This is a genomic window from Deinococcus aquiradiocola, assembly GCF_014646915.1.
GTDB lineage: Bacteria > Deinococcota > Deinococci > Deinococcales > Deinococcaceae > Deinococcus > Deinococcus aquiradiocola.
In genome coordinates this window covers 527600-548645 of record NZ_BMOE01000001.1, presented here as the reverse complement: position 1 = coordinate 548645, position 21046 = coordinate 527600, and the positions used below count along the sequence as shown (strand labels likewise).

The window sequence follows — 21046 nt, the reverse complement described above, 5'->3', positions numbered from 1 at the left end:
AGGCCCCCATGACCATCCTGACCCACGACACCCTGACCCTCCCCACCCCCCTCGGGGGCACGCTCGTCAACCGCGTCCGCGCCGTGCAGCCCGGCGAGCTCGCCGGACTCCCCACCCTGGAACTCGGCGACCGCGCCGCCGCCGACCTCGAAATGATCGCCACCGGCGCGTACTCCCCCCTCACCGGCTTCCTCGGCGAGAAGGACTACCGCTCCGTCGTGGACCGCATGCGCCTCGAAGACGGCACCCCCTGGAGCATCCCCATCACCCTGATGGTCACGCCCGAAGAGGCCCGCACCGCGCGCGGCACCGTCGCCCTCACGCACGGCGGACAGCCCGTCGGCCTGATCGAGGTGCAGGAACAGTTCACGCCCGACAAGACCCACGAGGCCCGCGAGGTGTACCGCACCGACGACGCCGCCCACCCCGGCGTCGCCGCCCTGAACGCCGCAGGCAGCGTGTACCTCGCCGGTCCCGTCACGCTGTTCGACGTGCCGCGCGGCCACTTCCCCGCGCACCACCGCACGCCCGCCGAGGTCCGCAGCGTCATCGAGGCGCGCGGCTGGCGCAGCACCGTCGCCTTCCAGACCCGCAACCCCATCCACCGCGCGCACGAGTACCTGCAGAAGGTCGCGCTGGAACTCGTGGACGGCCTGCTCCTGCACCCCCTCGTCGGCACCACCAAGGGCGACGACGTGCCCGCCGACGTGCGCGTCAAGGCGTACGAAGTCCTGCTCGAGAAGTACTACCCGCGCGAACGCACCCTGCTGAGCGTGTACCCGGCCGCCATGCGCTACGCCGGGCCGCGCGAGGCGATCCTGCACGCCCTGTCGCGCCGCAACTACGGCGCCACGCACTTCATCGTGGGCCGCGACCACGCGGGCGTCGGCAGCTACTACGGCACGTACGACGCCCAGGAGATCTTCCAGAACTTCACGGCCGCCGAACTCGGCATCCAGATCCTGAAGTTCGAGCACACCTTCTACTGCAAGTCCTGCTCGCAGCTCGTCAGCCCCCGCACCTGCCCGCACGACGCCACGCACCACCTCGTGCTCAGCGGCACCCGCGTCCGCGAACTCCTGCGCGCCGGAGAAGCCCTGCCCGCCGAATTCACGCGCCCCGAAGTCGCCGAGGTCCTGCGCGAAGGCTACGCCCGCTGAAGGAAGCGAACAGGAGAGGGGCGGCCCGCTGACCATGGCGGGCCGCCCCTCTCCTTCAAGTACCGGCCGGAGCGTCAGAGGCCTGACACGGCCTGCGTCACGGGCGTCTCGCCCGATACCATCTCGAACACGCGGCCGACCGTGCCGTCGTCGTCCAGCGCGGCCAGCACGGCGGCCGCCACGTCCTCGCGCGGCACCATGCCGCCCGCGACCGGCAGGCCCACCGTGACCTGCCCGGTCCCCGCGTCGTTCGTGAGACCGCCGGGACGCACGATGGTGTACGCCAGTCCGCTCGCCTGCACGTGCGCGTCCGACTGCGCCTTGACCTTCAGCACGGCCGTCAGGAAGGGCGGCATCTGCTCCGGGCGGTCCACGCCCATGCTGCTCACCACGATCAGGCGCGTGGGGCCGCCCTGCGCGAGCCGGTCCGCCACGCGTTTCAGCGCCTCGCCGTCCACCTGCGCGAACTGACCGCCCGCGCCCGCACCGGCCGCCCACACCACCGCGTCCGCGCCTTCCAGCACGCGCTCCCAGTCGCCCGTCAGGTCGCCGAGGACCGTCACGGCGCCCAGGGCGTCCAGCGCGTCCGCCTGCTCCTCGCGCCGCACCAGGGCGCGGACCGTGTCGCCGCGCTGCAGCAGCTGGTGCACCACCTGTCGCCCCACGCCGCCCGCCGCGCCGAGCACCGCGACCGTCCGCGAAGAGGGAAGACCAGTGGATTCCGTGTTCGTTGTCGTCATGCCGTCAGGGTACGGCGCGCCCGTCCTGGCGACCTTTGTGGACGCTCAAGGGACCTTCACGGCCAGCGGGCACCCTGAGGCGCAGGCTGGGAAGCGGCAGCAAAACGAGACCGGCCCCACGCGGGGGCCGGTCGTGCTGCGTTCACGGCAGCGGCCCGTGAGGACCGCGCGTGAAGGACAGGATTACTTGTTGGGGACGGTGATCTTACCGGCGATGATCTGGGCCTTGACGGACTCGACCTTCGCGACCTGGGCGCTCGTGATGAGGGCCTTGTTGTACTGGTCCATCGCGTAGCCGACGCCGTTCTCCTTCAGGGCGAAGACGCGCTGGCCGCCCTTGAACTTGTTGGCCTTGACGTCGCTGATGAGGGCGTACACGGCGTTGTCGACGCGCTTGAGCATGCTGGTCAGGCCGTGGTTGAGGGTGGCGGGGTTGCTGTCGAAGTCGCCCAGGTAGTTCTGGTTGCTGTCCACGCCGATGAAGAACATGGGGCGCGTGGTGCCGGCGCAGGCGGCCTTGTACGCGGCGCTCTTCGTGACCTTCGCGAAGTTGTCGGAGACGAACTTCACGCCGGCGGGCAGCTGGTTGGACTTGATGCACTGCACCTGCTTGATGTAGTCCTGCAGGCCCTTACCGCTCGCGCCCGCCGCGGCGAAGATGATGTCCGCACCCTTGGAGCGCATGCCGGAGGCGATCTCCTTGGCCTTGCCGGGGTTGTTCCACGCGTCGGGCGTCGTGCCGACATACTGCGCGACGACCTTGATGCCGGGCTTCGCGGCCTTGGCGCCCGCGGTGTAGCCCGCCTCGAACTTGTGGATGAGGGGGATGTCCATGCCGCCGATGAAGCCGACGACGTTGGTGCTGGTGTTGAGGGCCGCGAGGTACCCGACGAGGTAGCTGCCTTCCTCCTCCTTGAAGGTCAGGGAGGCGACGTTCGGGGCGGTGGACACGTCGTCGATCAGGCCGAACGACAGGTCGGGGTTCTCCTTGGCGACCTGGGTGATGCTGGCGTTGTTGTTGAAGCCCACGCCGATCGTCAGGTCGAAACCGTCCGTCGCGAAGGCGCGGACGCCCTGCACCACCTGCGAGGGGTCGCTGGGCTCGAAGTCCTTGACCTGCAGGCCGAAGGCCTTCGCGGCACGGGTCGCGCCGTTGTAGGCGCTCTCGTTGAAGCTCTTGTCGAACTTGCCGCCCGCGTCGTAGGCCATGCCGACCCGCATCTGGGTCTGGGCGAGGGCCATGCTGGAGACGGTGGCAGCGATCAGGCTGATGGTCAGCATCTTCTTCATGTGGTGCTCCTTGGGTTGTGCGGTGTGAAGTGGTCGGGGCAGAACCTGACGGCGACGCCCGATGAGCAAATATAACAGGTTTCATTTAGACAACTGCGTGCCACGGCTGAGAATCGCGTGTGACACAGCGTCAAAATGAGCGTCCCCAGTCAGATTCGCCGCGCCCTGCTACGCTCTGTACATGTCCACCCAGGCCCGCTACCAGGCACTCCTGCAGGAAGTCCAGCACCACAGCCGCCTCTACCACCAGCAGGACGCGCCCGAAATCTCGGACGACGCCTACGACGCCCTGCTGCGCGAACTGCGCGCCCTGGAGGCAGAGCACCCCGACTGGGTGGACCCCGAGAACCCCAGCCCGCAGGTCGGCGACGCGCCGCTTCCCGGTTTCCAGAGCGTGAACCACCCCACCGCCATGACCAGCCTCGACAACGTCTTCGACGACGCCGAACTCGGCGGCTGGCGCGAACGGCTCGCCCGCGCCCTCAACGAGGACACCCGGCAGGACTTCCGGTACACCTGCGAACTGAAGATCGACGGTCTGAGCATCAACCTGTACTATCGGGACGGCGACCTGCAGTGGGCGGCCACGCGCGGCAACGGCGTGACCGGCGAGATCGTCACGGCGCAACTCCTGACCATTCCCGGCATTCCCCGTACCCTGCGCGCCCCGGACGGAACGCCGCTCGCGGGTGAGGTCGAGGTGCGCGGCGAGGTGTACCTGTCCCGCGCGGACTTCGAGGCGCTCAACGCGCAGGCCGAGGAGCTCGGCACGGCCCTCCTCAAGAACCCCCGCAACGGGGCCGCCGGTGCCCTGCGGCAGAAGGACCCGGAAGTGACGCGCGCCCGCCGCCTGAAGGCCATCCTGTACGCCCTCGGGCGGCGCGACAACGTGCCCGTCCGCACCCAGTGGGAGGTGCTGGAATGGCTGCGCGCGCAGGGCTTCCCGACCAGCGACTACTCCCGGCAGGCTGCGGGCATCGAGGAGGCGCAGGCGTACCACGCGGACCTGCTCGCCCGCCGCCCGGAACTGCCCTTCGACGTGGACGGTACCGTCATCAAGCTCGACGACCTGCACCTGCAGTCCGAGGCGGGCTTCACCAGCCGCGCGCCCAAGTGGGCCATCGCGTACAAGTTCCCCGTGCAGGAGGCGCACACCGTCCTCGACGCCATCGAGGTGAACGTGGGCCGCACCGGCAAGCTCGCGCCGCTCGCGCACCTCCAGCCGCGCCTCATCGAGGGCAGCACCGTGTCGCGCGCCACCCTGCACAACGAGGACTTCATCCGCGACCTCGACCTGCGCGTGGGGGACACCGTCGTCGTGCGCAAGGCGGGCGGCGTCATCCCGGAAATCGTGCGCGTCCTGAAGGACCAGCGCCCCCCGGACGCGCAGCCCTTCGCGTTTCCCACCGCCTGCCCCAGCTGCGGCACGCCCGCCGTGCGCGAGGAAGGCACCGCGAACACGTACTGCCCGAACCGCGAGTGCCCTGCGCAGATCTACGAGCAGCTCCGGTACTTCGTGTCGCGCGGCGCGCTCGACCTGCGCGGCATCGGCGAGAAGCTCACCGCGCAGCTCATCGCGGCCGGGTACGTGCAGGACGCGGGCGACCTGTACGCCCTGACGGCCGAGCAGCTGAGCGGCCTGGAACGCGGCGGCGACAGGAAAGCCCAGAACATCCTCGCGCAGCTCGAAGGGAGCCGCCAGAAGCCGCTGTGGCGCGTCGTGAACGCGCTCGGCATCGCCGGGGTGGGGGAGAGGAACGCGCAGGCGCTCGCCCGCGCCTTCGGGAGCCTGGACGGCCTCACCGCCGCCACGCCCGAACAGATCGCCGCCGTGCCCGGCCTCGGCGCGACCCTCGCGCAGAGCGTCACCGAGGGCCTGCAGGACGCCCGCACGCAGACGGTCCTGCGCAAGCTGCGCGCGGCAGGCGTGAACCCCGTGGAGCGCGAGGAAGCGCGCGGCGACCTGCTCTCGGGGCTGAATTTCGTGATCACCGGCACCCTCAGCCGCCCCCGCGACGAGATCAAGGCCAGCATCGAGGCCGAAGGGGGCCGCGTGACCGGCAGTGTCACCGGCAAGACCAGTTACCTCGTGGCGGGCGAGGAGGCGGGCAGCAAACTCACGCGTGCCGAGGAACTCGGCGTGAAGGTCCTCGACGAGGCGGGCCTCACCGCCCTGATCGGCGAGAAACGCGCCGCCCGTCACGAACAGGCCCAGGACACCCCTGAACCCCAGGACGCCCTGGAACCCCAGGCTGCACTGCACCCGCAGGAGACCGTGGACCCCGCCTGACCCGGCCCCGCACCCCCGCCCTGGACCACCTGCCGCGCACGCCCGCCCCCGACCCGCTATACTTCCCGCATGACGTCCGTGCGCGCATGGTGGTGGCCCAGGTTTCCTGGGTAGCTTCCGCTATCGCACGCCCCGCAGGCTGCGCCCAGGTGAATCCTCACCGGGCGCTTTTTTTGGCTTCCCTCACCCCCACAGGAGACCCCATGACCACCGCTGCCACCTCACACGTCGCCCTGCGTGAACTGACCGCCGACCTCGACACGCCCGTCACCGCGTACCTCAAAGCCACCCAGGACGGCGGCGTCAGCTTCCTGCTGGAATCCGTCGAGGCGGGCGAACGCATGGGCCGCTACAGCTTCATCGGGGTGGGCGAACAGGGCAGGTTCGAACTCCGCGCGGGCGTCGCGCACCTCAGCGGCGTCCTCAGCCGCACCGGGCAGCCCACGCAGGAACCCACCCGCGACCCGCTCGGCCTGCTGTACAGCCGCACCACCCGGCAGGTCACCGTCCCGGCGGGCCTCCCCACCTTCATCGGCGGGGCCGTCGGGTACGCCGCGTACGACCTGATCCGCAGCTACGAGACGCTGCCCGACGCGAACCCCGACGAGCTCGGCGTGCCCGACGCGCTGTTCATCGTGCCGGAAGGCGTCGTCGTCTTCGACCACCTGGGCCACAAGCTGTTCGTGGTGGCCGTCGCCGACGACCGGGACGCCGCCGAACGCGTCGTCGAGCGCCTCGTCCGCCGCCTGCGCGGACCGCTGCCCGGCGTGCCCGGCGACCGCCCCAGCCCCGCCCCCACCTTCACCAGCAACTACCCCGAAGGCGGGTACGCGGCCGCCGTCGAGAAGTGCCTCGAATACATCCGCGCCGGAGACGTGTTCCAGGTCGTGCCGTCCCAGCGCTTCAGCGCCGACCTGACCGTGCATCCCTTCGCGCTGTACCGCGCCCTGCGCGGCGTGAACCCCAGCCCGTACCTCGGGTACCTGAACCTCGGCGAGGTCACGCTGATCGCCAGCAGCCCCGAAAGCCTCCTGCGCAGCGACGGCCGCACCGTCACCACCCGCCCCATCGCCGGAACACGCAGGCGCGGCACGACCCCCGAAAAGGACGACGCGAACGCCGCCGAACTCCTCGCCGACGAGAAGGAACGCGCCGAGCACCTCATGCTGATCGACCTGGGCCGCAACGACATCGGCCGCGTCGCCAGCTTCGGCAGCGTGCGCGTGCAGGACGCCTTCAGCATCGAACGGTACAGCCACGTCATGCACATCGTCTCCAGCGTCACCGGCACCCTCGCCGAAGGACAGACGCCCCTCTCCGCCCTCGCGTCCGCCCTCCCGATGGGCACCGTGTCCGGCGCACCCAAGATCCGCGCCATGGAGATCATCGACGAGGTGGAACCCGTCCGGCGCGGCCCGTACGGCGGTGCCTTCGGGTACATCGCGTACGACGGCTCGCTCGACATGGCCCTCACGCTGCGCACCATGGTCGCCGCGCACGGCAGGCTGCACATCCAGGCCGGAGCGGGCATCGTCGCGGACTCCGACCCGCACGAAGAGGAACGCGAGACCCGCAGCAAGGCCGCCGCCCTCATGCGCGCCGCCGAACTGGCCGCCGCCGGACTGTGACCCGCCGCTCCCCGGCCCGCCCGCCCGCTTCCCTTCAGGAGACCCGCCCGCCCACCCGCCTTCAGGAGACCCACGCATGACCACTCCGCTTCACCTGCTCGTCATCGACAACTACGACTCGTTCACGTACAACCTCGTGCAGTACCTCGGTGAGCTCGGCTGTCAGCTGACCATCTGGCGCAACGACCAGTTCACGCTCGAGGAGGTCGGAGCGCTGAACCCGGACGCGATCGTGGTGTCGCCCGGCCCGTGCACGCCGCTGGAGGCGGGCCTGAGCGTCGAGGTGGTCCGGCGGTTCGCGCCGGTCACGCCGATGCTCGGCGTGTGCCTGGGGCACCAGAGCATGGGTGAAGCGTTCGGCGCGAGCGTGGTCCGGGCGCCCGTGCCGGTGCACGGTAAGACGAGCACCGTGCAGCACGACGGGCAGGGCCTCTTCGCGGGGCTGGGCAGCGAGGCGGGCGTCACGCGGTACCACTCGCTGATCGTGGAGGAACTCCCGCCGGAACTCGTGCCGACCGCGTGGACCGTGGACCACACCCCGGACGGTGAGCGGCGCATCCTGATGGCGCTCCGGCACCGCGAGTACCCGATGTTCGGCGTGCAGTTCCACCCGGAAAGCATCGCCACGCAGGACGGCATGACCATGCTCCGCAACTTCCTGAGCGAGGTGCGCGCCCACCACGCCGCCCGCGCCACCGCCACGTCCGCCCGCTGAGCCGCCCGGACCGACCCGGAGCGCGTTCCGGCCTTCCCACACCCCCAACACGGCAGTGCCGCCTGCCGGAGGAGCACACATGCACACCCGCCTGATGAACGGAGAGACCCTCACCCAGACCGAAGCGCACGCGTACATGGGGCAGGTGATGACCGGAGAGATCAGCGCCGTGCGGCTCGGCGCGGCCCTCGCGGCCCTGCGCGTGCGCGGCGAGACGCCCGCCGAGATCGCGGGCTTCGCGCAGGCGATGCGCGAGAACGCCGTGCACCTGCCGATCGCGCCGCGTCCGCTGCTGCTCGACGTGGTCGGCACGGGCGGCGACGGCGCGCACACCTTCAACATCAGCACCACGTCCGCCTTCGTGGTCGCGGCGGGCGGCGTGCCCGTCGCGAAGCACGGGAACCGCGCGGCGAGCAGCAAGGCCGGAAGCGCCGACGTGCTCGAAGCGCTCGGCGTGAACCTGGAGGCCGACCCCGCCCGCGTCGCTCAGGCGATCGACGAGCTCGGGGTGGGCTTCATGTTCGCCCGCAACTACCACCCGGCGCTGCGTCACGCCGCGCCCGTCCGGGGGGAACTGGCGGCCCGGACGGTCTTCAACGTGCTCGGGCCGCTCTCGAACCCGGCGGGCGCCACGCACCTCGTGGTGGGCGTGTACACGCCCGCCCTGACGCGCACGCTGGCCGACGTGCTGCGCCTGCTCGGCACGCGCGCCGCCCTCGTCGTGAGCGGCGGTCCCGCCGGACGCAGCCTGGACGAGTTCAGCGTGTCCGGTGAGAACACCGTCTCGGAACTGCGGGACGGGACCGTCACGGACTTCACGCTGACGCCCGAGGAGGCGGGCGTGTCCCGGCACGCGCCGGAGGCGCTGGTGGGCGGCACGCCCGCCGAGAACGCCGTCATCACGCGTGCCGTGCTGCAGGGCGGCGGGACGCCCGCCCAGCGGGACATCGTGGCGCTCAACTCGGGCGCGGCCCTGTACCTCGCCGGGCGCGCCGACAGCGTCGCGGCGGGCGTGACGCTCGCCGGGCGCATCCTCGCGTCCGGCGAGGCGTGGACGCTGCTGGAACGTTACGCGGCCCACACGCGCGCCTGAAACGAACTCCGGTCAGCGGGCCGGGACCCTTCACGAGACGGTGAGACTGTAGACGATTTGACCATTGCGGCCCCACCGGACGCCGACACTGGTCTCATGAAGAAGCGTACCGTGCTCACCACCCTGCTCGTCGTGGCCGCCCTCGGCACAGCCGCCGCGCTCGCGCAGGCCGCCGCCCCCGCCACCACCCAATCCGCCGCGCCCACCGCACCGTCACGCGTGCCGGACGCGCTGACCGCGCAGGGCGTCACCGTCACCGGCAACGCCCTCCCGAACGCCTTCTCGGCCGACCGGTTCAGCTTCCCGCTCGCGGGCTTCGGCCGCGTCGGGTACTACGCCGACACGAGCGGCACGGGCCGCCCCCTGCTGCTCCTCACCAGCATCAACGCCGCCGCGAGCGCCTACGAGGTCCGCCCGCTCTTCCAGGCGTACCGCGGCACGCGGCCCGTGTACGCCATGGAGTGGCCCGGCTTCGCGTCCAGCGACCGCCCCGACATCCGCTACAGCCCCACCCTCATGACGCGCGCCCTGCGGCAGATGGTGAACCTGATCGGGACGGACGTGGACGTCGTCGCCCTGTCGCTCGGCAGCGAGTTCGCGGCCCGCGCCGCGCTCGAAGAACCCCGCATCCGCACCCTGGCCCTCATCAGCCCCACCGGGCTCGGCGCGGCGCAGGGCGGCACGCAGGTCGCGGCCGCCACGCAGAAGGCCGAAAACCTGTACGGCAACCTCAGCAACCCCCTGTGGGCCTCGCCGCTCTACACCCTGATCTCCAGCAAGCCCAGCATCTTCTTCTTCCTGAAGGGCAGCTTCGAGGGCCGCCCCGACGACGGCCTCGTCGAGTACAGCTACGTCACCAGCCACCAGCCGGGCGCCCGCTACGCGCCGCTGCACTTCATCGGGGGCCTGCTGTTCACGCCGGACGCGTACACGCAGCTGTACAGCAGGGTCACGCAGCCGACCCTGGTGCTGTACGACCGGGACGCCTTCGTGAACTTCGACCGCCTCCCGGAATTCACGGCCAGCCACCCGAACGCGCAGGCGGTCCGCGTCACGCCCACGCGCGGCCTCCCTCAGTTCGAGCAGCTCGGCAAGGTCACGGCCGCCCTCGACGCCTTCTGGGCTGCACAGAAGTAACCCCGGCCGCCGGTCCCGTCAGGGCAGGTCCAGCAGGCGCTCCACGCGCGTCCCGATGCCGGTCAGCAGTTCGTACTCCGCCACGCCACCCCAGCGCGCCACGTCGCTGGGGTGAACGCTGTCTGCGCCCCACACGTCCAGCCAGTCGCCGGGCCGCACGTCCAGGCCCGTGACGTCCACCATGAACTGATCCATGCAGATGCGCCCCAGCACGGCCCGCCGCTCCCCCCGGATCATGAGCTGCGCGTGTCCCGTCGCGTTGCGCGGGTAGCCGTCCGCGTACCCGAACTGCACGGTCGCGGCCAGCGTGTCGCGCGGCGCGGTCCACAGGCCGCCGTAACTGACGGCCTCACCGGCCCGGACCGTATGCACGGCACCCACGCGCGCCTGCACGCTCAGCACGGGCCGCAGCGGCAGCACGTCCCGCAGGTGGTCCGGCGCGATCCCGTAACTGACGAGGCCCGGCCGGGCGAGCGTCATGCCGGGCAGCCTCCCGAAGCTCAGGACGCCGCCCCCGTTCGCGGCGTGCACCTGCACGTCCGGGAACGCCTCCCGCACCGGCCGGAACCGTTCCAGCTGCGCGCGCGCACTGGCGAGGTCCGGCACGTCCGCACCTGCGAGGTGCGTGTACACGCCCGCCAGCTGACCGCGCGCCCGCAGCGCCTCCCCGAGCGGCACGGCGTCCTCCGGGCGCGCCCCCAGGCGGTTCATGCCGGTATCGACCTTCAGGTGCACCCGCGCGCCCGGAGGCAGGGCCGCCACCTCCTCCGGGGTGGACACGCTCATCAGTACGCCCAGCGCCGCGAGTTCCGACATCTCGTCCGGCGCGGCAGGCGTGAGCAGCAGCACCGGCTTGCCGGGGCGCATGGCCGCGACCTCCGCCGCTTCGAGCGGCATGGCGACCGCGTACCCCCACACGGCAGGCAGGTCGCGCGTGGCCTGAACCACCTGCGCGACCCCGTGCCCGTACGCGTTCGCCTTGACGGGCAGCAGCAGCGGCACGCCCGCCCGGACATGCAGGGCCTCCAGGTTCCCGGCGAGAGCGGCGGCATTCAGGCGGGCACGGGCGCGGAACAGCATGCGGGCAGCATAGAGCACCGCTCCCCGCGCGCCCACACCCCGTCCAGAGGACTTCACGCAACGTTCACGAACGCGCGGCCCTCCAGCCACATGATGGCCGCCCTTCACATAATCGGGGTACGCTGAACGCATGGCAGACGTGACTTTCCGCAACGAATCGGACGGCAGTTCCTTCGAGATGACCGCCAGCAAGGCGGCCCGCGTCCTCGACGACATCCGGGCCTGGGCGGTCACCAACCACTTCGACGAGGTCGTCTTCTGGCGCGACGCCGACGACGCCCAGAAGTACTGGGTGCAGCTCGGCGAGCAGCGCCTCAACTACTGGGTGCACGAGACGACCTTCACCGAAGGGCAGCACGAACAGGTCGAATCGCAGATGGATTACGCCCGCGGAGCGCAGCGCCGCAGCGTCGCCGGATTCGACAAGTTCGACAAGTAAGACCAGATGGAGCTGAACTCCTGACGTTCGGCCGAGCAGAACGCGAAGCCGCCGCCCGGCCGCGAGCACCAAACCGTATGTCACGCGTCCCGGTCAGGCGCTGAGAGCGTCACCGCCTGACCGGGAAAGAGACGGAAGAAGAGGGTTCCGGCATGACGCCGGAACCCTTCTTCAGGTCCTGTTGGCCGGGGCGGCGTTCAGAACGGCAGGATCGGCAGGTGCAGGCTGCGCTCCACGGACTGCGCGACGCTGCGCAGCTCACCGGGCGTGATCAGGCCGAGCGCCATGGCATGCGCGGCAGCGGCGAAACTGTCGCGCGCGAGCACCATGTCCACCCCGATGCGTGCCATCTCCTCGCGCAGGTGCAGGATGCGCGCGTCGCCGCGTCCCTCGTTCACGTCACGGATGTAGATGCTCAGCACGCGGCCGGGGAACTTCTGCGCGACCTCCGCGTAGATTTCCGGGTCGCGCTCCCCGCTGTCGCCGACCAGCACGAAGCGCAGCGCCGGGTACGCATGGAAGATGCGTTCGATGACGGCGTGCTTGTAACTGCCGTGCCCGGTCAGGAGGTCCGCGCCCCAGTTGCGCAGGAACAGCGGCCCGAGCGGAATGCGGCGGTACTCCAGGAACTGCCACAGCAGGTCGAAAAAGTTCCACGGGCTGCTCGACACGTAGAACACGGGGTTACGGCCGCGCCTGCGGGCCGGGGCGGGCAGGTCCGGTCCCAGGCCGTCCGGCGTGTGCCGGGACAGCGCGCGGTACAGGGAGCCAACACCGGGGAACGGGGAGCGCGTGCGGGCGTTGCCGGTGAGGACCGTCATGAGCATGCGGCCGATGCGCGTCACGTCGCTCTGGATGACGGTGTCGTCCAGGTCGGAGATCAGGCCGTACGCGCAGGTGCGGTCGTCCACCACCTGAATGCGGGCGTGCGACGTGCGTTCCCGGCCGGGAATGGTGAGTTCAGCGTCGTGCCAGCCGCTCGTGAACGGCTGGTCCGGCGTCGCCTGGAAGCACAGGGTGAAGAAGCCGTCGTCGTCCGACACGGCGCGCGCCTGCACGCCGTACAGCGTGCCGCGCACCTCGATCCCGCCGATCTCGCGGGACAGGAGGCGGCGCACGATGTTCGTGAAGTTCAGCCAGCGCGGGTCGCCGTGCGTGGCGGGCTTCAGGGTGCGGGGCAGCACGACGCGGCCCGTCAGCTCCACGCGCTGCGGTGACCCCCACCCGCAGTAGCACAGCAGGCTCAGCAGGCCGCGCGCCCGGCGGGGCTGCAGGGCGCGGCTGAACGCACGGTCCAGGCCCATCACGGCGCGTTCGACGACAGGAATCAGGGGCCGCAGCAGGCTCATCGGCGGAAGTGTAGCGCGTCCGCGTCCCGCGAGGGTGATCCGCACCCACCGAACACCGCCACGAACGTGCGGGGCGTCCGGTCAGGACCGCTGGTAGCGGGCGCGCGCGATGCGGCGCACGATCACGTCCCCCAGGCCCGGCAGCACGGCGTCCAGCACGCTGAGCGGACCGTACGGGCGGGGCGTGACCACCTCGCGGCGCGGCCGGAGGAGTACCTCCGCCACGGCGCGCGCCACGATCTCCGGTCCCGGCATGGGGAGGCGCGCGCCGCCCGTCAGCGGTGTCCGCACGAAGCCCGGCGACACGAGGCTCACGTCCACGCCGCTGCCCAGCAGTTCGCGCCGCAGGGCCAGCGAGAAGCCGCGCAGGCCGTACTTGCTGGCCGAGTACATGCCGTGCGTCGGCACGCGCCCCGCCACCGACCCGATGTTCACGATGTGCCCGCTCCCGCGCGCCCGCATGTCCGGCAGCACCAGCCGCACCAGTTCGATGGGGGAGACGAGATTCACGTCCAGCACGCGCAGCGGGTCGGGCGCGTCCCACCACTGCCCGCGCGCGATGCTGATCCCGGCGTTGTTCACGAGCACGTCCACCCGCCCGAAGCGTGCGACGGCCGCCTGCACCAGCCGTTCGCGGTCGGCCTGCACGCTCACGTCCGCCGCGACCGTCAGCACGCGCGTGCCTGCCGGGTCGAGTTCCGCCGCGAGCCGCGCGAGCAGGTCCGCCCGGCGCGCCGTGAGGACGAGCGCGTACCCCTGCCGGGCGAGGTGGCGGGCCGTGACTTCACCGATGCCGCTCGACGCGCCGGTCAGCAGGACGACCGTGCGGCGCTCCACCGGGGGCGCGGCCGGATGGCCGGAGGGGCTGGAGGTCGTCATCCGCGCAGGCTCCTGAACGCCGCGGGTGCCCTGCCGTTTCGTGTCATGCCGCATGCTAGAGCACCGGCCGGGCAGGGCGAGGTGAAGGGATTCGCCCCGCCGCGTCTCAGCCGCGCGTCAGCTGCGAGCGGCAGACTGCCCGCATGATCCGCGCCTCGCTGCTCACCCTCACCCTGCTCGCGTCCGGCGGGACGGACGCCATCCGCGTGGTGGTGCCCGCCCTGCCGCCCACCACCACGCCCCGTCCCACCCTCCCGGCGACCCCCACCCCGGCGACCCCCCTGCCGACGACTGGCACGCCCGTCCGTCCGCTGCCCGCCGCGCCCACGCCGCGTCCGCCCGGCGACCCGTACTACCCGCAGCAGTGGAACCTCGCGCAGATCCACATAGAGGACGCGTGGGCCGTCACGCCCGGCGAGCCCGTCACCGTCGCCGTGCTCGACACCGGCTACGTGAGAAGCGACGAGCTCGGCACGCGCGAGGTGAACGGCTACGACTTCGTGAGCGATCCCGCCCGCAGCGGCGACGGGGACGGCCGCGACGCCGACGCGAGCGGCGTGGGACCGTTCGCGTTCCACGCGGAGACGGTCGCGAACTTGATTGGCGCGGCCCGCGACGGCCGGGGCGCGGTCGGCGTGAACCCGGACGCGCGCATCGTGCACGTGCGCGTGGCCGGCACGGACGGCACCATCGCCGTGCAGGACCTCGCGGACGCCGTGCGCTGGGCGGGCGGCCTGAACGTGCCCGGCACGCCCGTGAACCGCACGCCCGCCCGCGTACTGAACCTCAGCCTGTTCGTGGACTTCATCCCCCTGACCGGCTGCGACGCCCGCGTCCGAGCCGCCATTGACGCCGTCACGGCGCGCGGCGTGCTCGTCGTGGCGGGCGCCGCGAACGACGGGCGGGACGCCGCCGGGTACACGCCCGCCGCCTGCCCGAACGTGCTGACCGTGACGGCCGTCGACCGCGCCGGGCAGCGCCCCGCCTACGCCAACTGGGGCGCGCGCGTCGCGCTGGCCGCACCCGGCGGGTCCGACACCGACCCCCTCCCGCTCTGGAGTGCGGGCGCGCCGCTCCTGCGGGACGGCACGAGCTTCGCCGCGCCGCAGGTGGCGGGCGTCGCGAGCCTGATGATGGGCGTCAACCCCGCCCTGAAGCCCGCCGACGTGACGCGCCTCCTGAAGGCGTCCGCCGCGCCGTTTCCCGCCGGGCGCTGCGAGCCCGCCAGTGCCCTGCACACCTGCGGGAGCGGCATCGTGAACGCCGGAGCGGCCCTGCGCCTCGTCGCGAACCGCTGATCCCGGTTCCGTCCGGTTCTGGGAGTGCGTAGGGGGCCGGGGGCAGGCGTCCCGGCGCGCGGCGCCTACACTGGAGGCATGAACCAGAACTTCCGCGTGTACTTCCTCGCGGTCCTCACGGCCCTGTGGGTGATCCTCACGCTGGCGAGCGCCAGCCGCGGCAAGTGGCCCATCGCCCTCATCTGCCTCGTCATGGCGATCGCCAACGGCCTGAGTCTGTACCGCCTCAACCGCAACAATCCCTGAACCGCGTGCCGGTCCTGACATGAAGCGCCCCCCACAGGCGATGTGGGGGGCGCTCCGCTGAACCGGCCGCTCAGGGGGTGGATTCGCCGGGTTCCAGCTGCAGCCACGTCTTGCGGCGCTTCTCGAACCGCACCTGCAGCACGCCGCCCTTCAGGCTCGCCTCGGCCGTGCCGGGCAGCACCGGCTCCGGGAAGGCCAGGGTGCGGCTGAAGCGCCCGCCGGGACGCTCGCGGCGCAGCGTCGTCCCGCCGAGACGCTCGTCACGCTCCCCGGCGACCGTGACCTCGTCGCCGTCCTCCAGCAGTTCCAGGTGGTCCGGGTCGAGGCCCGGCACGTCCATCACGAGGAGCAGGTGCGTGTCGAGATCCAGCCAGTCGGCGGCAGGCTCCCAGGGAAAGGCGGTGCCGACCTCCTCCACCTCTTCACGCAGGTGCATCAGGTGGTTCAGCCGGGCGAGGACAGGCTCGTTCATGCCCCCAGGGTAACACCTGCCCCGTGCGGGTCCGGGAGTGTTCAGGTCACAAATGCCCCCGGCACACGCTCCCCGCGCGGCGCTACAGTGACGCCGTGCCCGCCGATCCCGCCCCCACCCCGGTCCAGATCCTGACGGCCCCCACCGCGTCCGGCAAGACGGGCCTGTCCATCGCGCTGGCCGCGCAGGCAGGCGACGTGGAGATCGTGTCCGCCGACGCCTTCCTCGTGTACCGGGGCCTGAACGTCGGGACGGCCAAACCGGACGCGGCGGAGCAGCGCGGCATCCCGCACCACCTGATCGATGTGGCCGACCCCGACGAGAACTACGACGTGGCGCAGTACGTCCGCGCGGCAGAAGCGGCCGTGACGGACATCCTGGCGCGTGGGCGGCGACCCCTGGTGGTGGGCGGCACGGGCTTCTACCTCACGGCACTCCTGCAGGGCCTGCCCCTCACACCGCGCAGTGACGCGCACGCCCGCGCCGCCCTGGAAACCGAACTGCAGGCGCGCGGCCTGGACGCCCTGCTCGCCGAGATCGAGGCGAGCAGCCCCGCCGAGGCCCGCCGCATGGAACGCAACCCGCGCCGCGTGCTGCGCGCCCTGGAAGTGTACCGCGCGACCGGACGCTGGCCCGGCGAGTACGGCCGCACCACGCCCGCCCACACGTACCACGTGACGGCCTTCGCGCCCCCACAGGCGGACCTGGAGACGAGGATCGCGGAGCGAACGGTCCGCATGTTCCGCGCCGGGTGGCCGCAGGAGGCCGCGTGGCTCGCCTCGCGCGTGGACCCCGCCACGCAGCCGCGCCCGACCGTGTGGCAGACCCTCGGGTACGACGCGGCCCTCGCCGCCTGGCGCGGCGAACTCCCGCAGGACGAAGCGGTGCGGCGCGTGACGCTCGCCACCCGCCAGTACGCCAGGCGGCAGCTCACGTGGATGCGCGGACAGCTCCGCGCGCCGCTGCTCACGCCGGACGAGGCCGCCCGGCAGCTCGCCCGGCACCTGCACCTGAAGGCCTGATCCCAGATCGAGCGGAACGCCTGAAATACAGCCGGGCCGAGCAGGGGTGAACACCGGATGACCTGCACCCGGCCCTGAACACCCAGCCCTGACGCGCCCCCACACGCGCCGGGCTAGCCTGACCGCATGGACCTCCAGCTGCTCACCGGCCCGCGCGCCACCGCCTTCATCCCGGACCTCGTGCCGCTCGCGCGCGCCGTCTTCGGGGACGGGGACGACTTCAGCACCCTGCCCGCCGACGCGGCCGAAAAGCCCGGCCTGATGCTGCTCCTCGCCTGGGAGGGCGACGACCTCCTCGGCTTCAAGATGGGGTACCGGCGCAGCGACGCGCACTTCTACAGCTGGCTGGGCGGCGTGCACCCCGGCGCGCGCGGGCAGGGCGTCGCCCGCCGACTCATGACCGCGCAGCACGACTGGCTGGCCTCGCAGGGGTACACACACGTCACCACCGAAACGTACAACCGCTACCGCGAGATGCTGCTCCTGAACATCACGTCCGGCTTCGACATCGTCGGGACGCTCACCACCCTGAAAGGCGAGACGAAGATCGTGCTCCGCCGGGACCTCATCCCGGACTGAACTCCTGGCGTTCAGCCGAGCGGTGAGGGCACCCACAGCTCCGGTCTGGAGGAGATGGAATCGGATCTCTACCGGACCGCGCGGCACTGACCGGCGCGCCCGGTCCCCGCAGGGACGCGCTGCCTTGCACCCCGCCCTTATACTTGCCGTCATGTCAGACGCACCGCACCACACCACGGGCGACCAGCCGGCCCGCCCCAGCCGCGATGGCCTGCACGAGCAGACCGTCGCCCGCCTGAACAACCAGGACGCCCAGACGGCCGCCGGATTCCCCGCCCACCCGTACAGTTACCCGCGCACGCACACCGCCGCGCAGCTCCTCGCCGCGCACCCCGCAGGGGCCGGGACGCCCCTGGAGGCCGGGCAGGCGTGGCCGGACGAGACGTACGCCCTCGCGGGCCGCATCATGCAGTTCCGCCACATGGGCGGCGCGGCCTTCGCGGACCTGCAGGACCAGTCCGGGACCGTGCAGGTGTACTTCGGCAAGAAGGTCACCCAGGCCTTCGCGACCACCAAGAACATCGATCTGGGCGACATCGTCGGCGTGAAAGGCACGCCCTTCGTCACGAAGACCGGCCAGCTGACCCTCGAAGTGCACGACTGGCAGCCGCTCGTGAAGAGCCTCCACCCGCTCCCCAGCAAGTTCCACGGCCTCGCCGACGAGGAACTCCGCGCCCGCCGCCGTTACGTGGACCTGATGATCAACCCGCACAGCCGCGCCGTGTTCCAGACGCGCGCCGCCGTCGTGCGCCACATCCGCCGCTTCCTCGACGAGCGCGACTTCATGGAGGTCGAAGGCCCCACCCTGCAGGTCGTGCCGGGCGGCACCGAAGCCAAGCCCTTCAAGACGCACCACAACGCCCTCGACCACGAGTTCTCGCTGCGCATCAGCCTGGAACTGTACCTCAAGCGCCTGCTGGTGGGCGGCTTCGAACGCGTGTACGAGATCGGCCGCAACTACCGCAACGAAGGCATCGACCGCACGCACAACCCCGAATTCACCATGCTCGAAGCGTACTTCGCGTACGGCGACTACAACGACATGATGGTGCTCGTGGAGACGCTCCTGCACGACCTGGTGGTCAGCATCAAGGGCGAAGCGAAACTCACGTACCAGGGCCGCGAACTGGACTTCTCGCTGCCGTTCAGGCGCCTGGATTTCGTGACGGCCCTCCGCGAGCAGGCGAAGATGGACTTCGACCCGCTGGACCTGCCGCGCCTGCGCCAGTGGAGCGACGAGCACCACCCCGAGCACCGCAAGACGCCCGACTACAAGCTGCTCGACAAGCTCGGCGGGGAGTACGTGGAACCGCTCCTGCAGAACCCCACCTTCCTGACCGACATGCCGCTCGTGATCAGCCCGCTCGTCAAGACGCACCGCGAACGCGACGGCCTCGCCGAACGCGCCGACCTGTACGTCGCGGGCTTCGAACTCGCGCCCATCTACTCCGAACTGAACGACGCCCTCGACCAGCGCGCCCGCTTCGAGGCGCAGACGGCCCGCCGCGACGCCGGGGACGACGAAGCGCACGAACAGGATGAGGACTTCCTGCTCGCGCTGGAGTACGGCATGCCGCCCACCGCCGGGATGGGCATGGGCATCGACCGCCTCACCATGATCCTCGCGGACCGCGACAGCATCCGCGACGTGCTGCTCTTCCCGCTGCTGCGCCCCGAAACGCGCCACCCCGAACCCGCCCAGACGGAAGCCCCCCAGACCGAAGCCGGAACCGCCGAGCAGGCCTGACCCCGAAGGCCGGGCGGGGGAGAGCGCACCCTGCCCGGCCCTGTTCGGTCCCGCCCAGCGCGCGTCATGCCCACGTCTGGACACCGGCCACCGTGAAGGGGCGCGCACCTGTGGTAACCTTGAACTCCGGAGGCCAAGTGCCCCGGATTTTTTTTTGTCCACCCCCCACACACGGGGATTTGCAGTGCGGTCAGGGGCCCCGGCCCCAGCGAAACTCAGAACGGCCTCTGGAGGGCTTATGAAATACATTTTTGTCACGGGCGGCGTCGTGTCCAGCCTCGGGAAAGGCGTGGCCACCGCGTCCCTCGGCGCACTCCTGCGCGCACGCGGGTACAAGGTCACGGCCGTCAAGGTCGACCCCTACATCAACATCGACGCGGGCACCATGCGCCCCTACGAGCACGGTGAAGTCTTCGTGACCGCCAGCGGCGCCGAAACGGACCTCGACCTCGGCAACTACGAACGCTTCCTCGACCTCGACGTACCCGAAGGCAGCAACCTCACCACCGGACAGGTGTACCAGGAAGTCATCCGCCGCGAACGCGCGGGCGACTACCTCTCCCAGACCGTCCAGGTCATCCCGCACGTCACCGACGAGATCAAACGCCGCATCCGCACCGCGGGCGAGAAGGCCGGCGCGGAAATCGTGATCGTCGAGGTGGGCGGCACGGTCGGCGACATGGAAAGCCTCCCCTTCCTCGAAGCGATCCGCCAGTTCCGTTTCGACGAAGGTGAAGAGAACACCCTGTACCTGCACCTCACGCTCGTCCCGTACCTCGGCACCAGCAACGAATTCAAGACCAAACCCACCCAGCACTCCGTCGCGGCGCTCCGCAGCTACGGCATCAGCCCCGACATCGTCATGGTGCGCAGCAAGGAACGCCTCCCCGAGGACATCACAAAGAAGATCGCGCTGTTCACCAGCGTCCGCGCGAACCGCGTCTTCTCCAGCTACGACGTCCCCCACGTCTACGAAGTCCCCACCGCCCTTGAAGAACAGGGGCTCGGCAAGGCCGTCGAAGCGCTCCTGCACCTCGAACCGAACCTCCCGAACCTCAGCGTCTGGCAGAAGGCCGTGCGCGTCATCAAGGCCCCCGCCCGCGAAGTCACCATTGCGCTCGCCGGGAAGTACACCGCCATGCCCGACGCGTACCTCAGCCTCCTCGAAAGCCTCACGCACGCCGGCATCGCCAACGACGCGCGCGTCAACATCCGCTGGGTGAACGCCGAGGAACTCGAAGGCGACCCCGCCTCGTACTTCCAGGACGTGCACGGCATCCTCGTGCCCGGCGGGTTCGGCATTCGCGGCATCGAAGGCAAGATCCGCGCCGCCCAGTACGCCCGCACCCAGAAGGTCCCGTACCTCGGCATCTGCCTCGGCATGCAGATCGCCGTCATCGAGTACGCCCGCCACGTCGTCGGCCTCGACGGCGCCAACAGCACCGAATTCGACCCCTACGCCCAGCACAAGGTCATCGACCTGATGCCCGAACAGCTCGAAGTGGCCGGCATGGGCGGCACCATGCGCCTCGGCGACTGGCCCATGGACCTCCTCGGCGGCACCCGCATCGCGCAGCTGTACGGCGTCCCGCAGGGCGGCACCGTCAAGGAACGCCACCGCCACCGCTTCGAAGTGAACCCCGCCTACACCGCGCAACTCCAGGCGGCCGGACTCGTCATCAGCGGCGTCACCCCCGGCGTCGCCGGACGCGGCGCCGGCCTCGTCGAGAGCATCGAACTCACCGACCACCCCTTCTTCGTCGCCATGCAGGCCCACCCCGAATTCAAGAGCCGCCCCATGCGGCCCAGCCCGCCCTTCGCGGGCTTCATCGCCGCCGCCCTCGACCGCTGAGGCACGGCGCAGGGCAGAGGGGCGGGGAGG

19 protein-coding genes are annotated in these 21046 nt (G+C 71.0%); 13 read left to right on the top strand and 6 right to left on the bottom strand.

What is annotated here, in order from left to right:
* The first annotated feature begins 8 nt into the window (after positions 1-8).
* Positions 9-1160 (top strand): sulfate adenylyltransferase, encoded by a 1152-nt coding sequence (gene sat, locus IEY33_RS02540; protein ID WP_188960627.1) that lies wholly within the window; start codon positions 9-11, stop codon positions 1158-1160.
* A 74-nt stretch (positions 1161-1234) separates the two neighbouring features.
* Here sat and IEY33_RS02535 read toward each other — a convergent pair whose 3' ends face one another.
* Positions 1235-1900: an NAD(P)H-binding protein gene (locus IEY33_RS02535; protein WP_188960626.1), complete on the bottom strand. Its 666-nt coding sequence runs from the start codon at positions 1898-1900 to the stop codon at positions 1235-1237.
* A 183-nt stretch (positions 1901-2083) separates the two neighbouring features.
* Positions 2084-3190, bottom strand: coding sequence for a BMP family lipoprotein (locus tag IEY33_RS02530; RefSeq protein WP_188960625.1), 1107 nt, complete (start codon positions 3188-3190; stop codon positions 2084-2086).
* 181 nt (positions 3191-3371) lie between these two features.
* Here IEY33_RS02530 and ligA point away from each other — a divergent pair, with 181 nt between their 5' ends.
* From ligA to IEY33_RS02505, 5 genes are all read left to right on the top strand, one after another.
* Positions 3372-5480 carry an NAD-dependent DNA ligase LigA gene (gene ligA / locus IEY33_RS02525; RefSeq protein ID WP_188960624.1) on the top strand — a complete coding sequence of 703 codons (2109 nt, stop codon included), beginning with the start codon at positions 3372-3374 and terminating at the stop codon, positions 5478-5480.
* A gap of 203 nt (positions 5481-5683) precedes the next feature.
* A complete protein-coding gene (trpE, locus tag IEY33_RS02520; protein ID WP_188960623.1) occupies positions 5684-7108 on the top strand; it encodes an anthranilate synthase component I in 1425 nt (474 codons plus the stop codon).
* Between the two features lie 76 nt (positions 7109-7184).
* Positions 7185-7823 (top strand): anthranilate synthase component II, encoded by a 639-nt coding sequence (locus IEY33_RS02515; RefSeq protein WP_188960622.1) that lies wholly within the window; start codon positions 7185-7187, stop codon positions 7821-7823.
* A 79-nt stretch (positions 7824-7902) separates the two neighbouring features.
* A complete protein-coding gene (trpD, locus tag IEY33_RS02510; protein ID WP_188960621.1) occupies positions 7903-8916 on the top strand; it encodes an anthranilate phosphoribosyltransferase in 1014 nt (337 codons plus the stop codon).
* 96 nt (positions 8917-9012) lie between these two features.
* A complete protein-coding gene (locus tag IEY33_RS02505) occupies positions 9013-10053 on the top strand; it encodes an alpha/beta fold hydrolase (RefSeq protein ID WP_188960620.1) in 1041 nt (346 codons plus the stop codon).
* Positions 10054-10071: 18 nt separating this feature from the next.
* Here the strand turns inward: IEY33_RS02505 and alr are convergent, their stop codons facing one another.
* Positions 10072-11133 (bottom strand): alanine racemase, encoded by a 1062-nt coding sequence (alr, locus tag IEY33_RS02500; RefSeq protein WP_188960619.1) that lies wholly within the window; start codon positions 11131-11133, stop codon positions 10072-10074.
* A 130-nt stretch (positions 11134-11263) separates the two neighbouring features.
* Here alr and IEY33_RS02495 point away from each other — a divergent pair, with 130 nt between their 5' ends.
* Positions 11264-11572 (top strand): hypothetical protein, encoded by a 309-nt coding sequence (locus IEY33_RS02495; protein WP_188960618.1) that lies wholly within the window; start codon positions 11264-11266, stop codon positions 11570-11572.
* A 197-nt stretch (positions 11573-11769) separates the two neighbouring features.
* Here the strand turns inward: IEY33_RS02495 and IEY33_RS02490 are convergent, their stop codons facing one another.
* Both IEY33_RS02490 and IEY33_RS02485 read right to left on the bottom strand, forming a co-directional pair.
* A complete protein-coding gene (locus IEY33_RS02490) occupies positions 11770-12921 on the bottom strand; it encodes an App1 family protein phosphatidate phosphatase (RefSeq protein ID WP_188960617.1) in 1152 nt (383 codons plus the stop codon).
* A gap of 81 nt (positions 12922-13002) precedes the next feature.
* Positions 13003-13800: an SDR family NAD(P)-dependent oxidoreductase gene (locus tag IEY33_RS02485; protein ID WP_188960616.1), complete on the bottom strand. Its 798-nt coding sequence runs from the start codon at positions 13798-13800 to the stop codon at positions 13003-13005.
* Between the two features lie 143 nt (positions 13801-13943).
* Here IEY33_RS02485 and IEY33_RS02480 point away from each other — a divergent pair, with 143 nt between their 5' ends.
* Positions 13944-15098 carry a S8 family serine peptidase gene (locus IEY33_RS02480; protein WP_188960615.1) on the top strand — a complete coding sequence of 385 codons (1155 nt, stop codon included), beginning with the start codon at positions 13944-13946 and terminating at the stop codon, positions 15096-15098.
* A gap of 78 nt (positions 15099-15176) precedes the next feature.
* A complete protein-coding gene (locus IEY33_RS02475; protein WP_188960614.1) occupies positions 15177-15344 on the top strand; it encodes a hypothetical protein in 168 nt (55 codons plus the stop codon).
* Positions 15345-15414: 70 nt separating this feature from the next.
* Here IEY33_RS02475 and IEY33_RS02470 read toward each other — a convergent pair whose 3' ends face one another.
* Complete coding sequence (locus tag IEY33_RS02470) at positions 15415-15816, bottom strand: Hsp20/alpha crystallin family protein (RefSeq protein ID WP_188960613.1); 402 nt, start codon at positions 15814-15816, stop codon at positions 15415-15417.
* A 95-nt stretch (positions 15817-15911) separates the two neighbouring features.
* Here IEY33_RS02470 and miaA point away from each other — a divergent pair, with 95 nt between their 5' ends.
* The 4 genes from miaA to pyrG all read left to right on the top strand — a co-directional run bounded on the left by miaA (position 15912) and on the right by pyrG (position 21016).
* Positions 15912-16838 carry a tRNA (adenosine(37)-N6)-dimethylallyltransferase MiaA gene (gene miaA / locus IEY33_RS02465; RefSeq protein WP_188960612.1) on the top strand — a complete coding sequence of 309 codons (927 nt, stop codon included), beginning with the start codon at positions 15912-15914 and terminating at the stop codon, positions 16836-16838.
* A gap of 126 nt (positions 16839-16964) precedes the next feature.
* Positions 16965-17417, top strand: coding sequence for a GNAT family N-acetyltransferase (locus tag IEY33_RS02460; protein WP_188960611.1), 453 nt, complete (start codon positions 16965-16967; stop codon positions 17415-17417).
* A 151-nt stretch (positions 17418-17568) separates the two neighbouring features.
* Entirely contained in the window at positions 17569-19164 is a 1596-nt protein-coding gene (lysS, locus tag IEY33_RS02455) for a lysine--tRNA ligase (protein ID WP_188960610.1), read from the top strand.
* 238 nt (positions 19165-19402) lie between these two features.
* Positions 19403-21016, top strand: coding sequence for a CTP synthase (gene pyrG, locus IEY33_RS02450; protein ID WP_188960609.1), 1614 nt, complete (start codon positions 19403-19405; stop codon positions 21014-21016).
* Positions 21017-21046: the final 30 nt, after the last annotated feature.

Coding starts and splice junctions, on each gene's coding strand:
- IEY33_RS02515 (WP_188960622.1), top strand. CDS start 7,185: ATGACCACTCCGCTTCACCTGCTCGTCATCGACAACTACGACTCGTTC.
- IEY33_RS02530 (WP_188960625.1), bottom strand. CDS start 3,190: ATGAAGAAGATGCTGACCATCAGCCTGATCGCTGCCACCGTCTCCAGC.
- alr (WP_188960619.1), bottom strand. CDS start 11,133: ATGCTGTTCCGCGCCCGTGCCCGCCTGAATGCCGCCGCTCTCGCCGGG.
- IEY33_RS02495 (WP_188960618.1), top strand. CDS start 11,264: ATGGCAGACGTGACTTTCCGCAACGAATCGGACGGCAGTTCCTTCGAG.
- IEY33_RS02480 (WP_188960615.1), top strand. CDS start 13,944: ATGATCCGCGCCTCGCTGCTCACCCTCACCCTGCTCGCGTCCGGCGGG.
- IEY33_RS02535 (WP_188960626.1), bottom strand. CDS start 1,900: ATGACGACAACGAACACGGAATCCACTGGTCTTCCCTCTTCGCGGACG.
- IEY33_RS02460 (WP_188960611.1), top strand. CDS start 16,965: ATGGACCTCCAGCTGCTCACCGGCCCGCGCGCCACCGCCTTCATCCCG.
- ligA (WP_188960624.1), top strand. CDS start 3,372: ATGTCCACCCAGGCCCGCTACCAGGCACTCCTGCAGGAAGTCCAGCAC.
- IEY33_RS02470 (WP_188960613.1), bottom strand. CDS start 15,816: ATGAACGAGCCTGTCCTCGCCCGGCTGAACCACCTGATGCACCTGCGT.
- IEY33_RS02490 (WP_188960617.1), bottom strand. CDS start 12,921: ATGAGCCTGCTGCGGCCCCTGATTCCTGTCGTCGAACGCGCCGTGATG.
- lysS (WP_188960610.1), top strand. CDS start 17,569: ATGTCAGACGCACCGCACCACACCACGGGCGACCAGCCGGCCCGCCCC.
- trpD (WP_188960621.1), top strand. CDS start 7,903: ATGCACACCCGCCTGATGAACGGAGAGACCCTCACCCAGACCGAAGCG.
- trpE (WP_188960623.1), top strand. CDS start 5,684: ATGACCACCGCTGCCACCTCACACGTCGCCCTGCGTGAACTGACCGCC.
- sat (WP_188960627.1), top strand. CDS start 9: ATGACCATCCTGACCCACGACACCCTGACCCTCCCCACCCCCCTCGGG.
- IEY33_RS02475 (WP_188960614.1), top strand. CDS start 15,177: ATGAACCAGAACTTCCGCGTGTACTTCCTCGCGGTCCTCACGGCCCTG.
- pyrG (WP_188960609.1), top strand. CDS start 19,403: ATGAAATACATTTTTGTCACGGGCGGCGTCGTGTCCAGCCTCGGGAAA.
- IEY33_RS02485 (WP_188960616.1), bottom strand. CDS start 13,800: ATGACGACCTCCAGCCCCTCCGGCCATCCGGCCGCGCCCCCGGTGGAG.
- IEY33_RS02505 (WP_188960620.1), top strand. CDS start 9,013: ATGAAGAAGCGTACCGTGCTCACCACCCTGCTCGTCGTGGCCGCCCTC.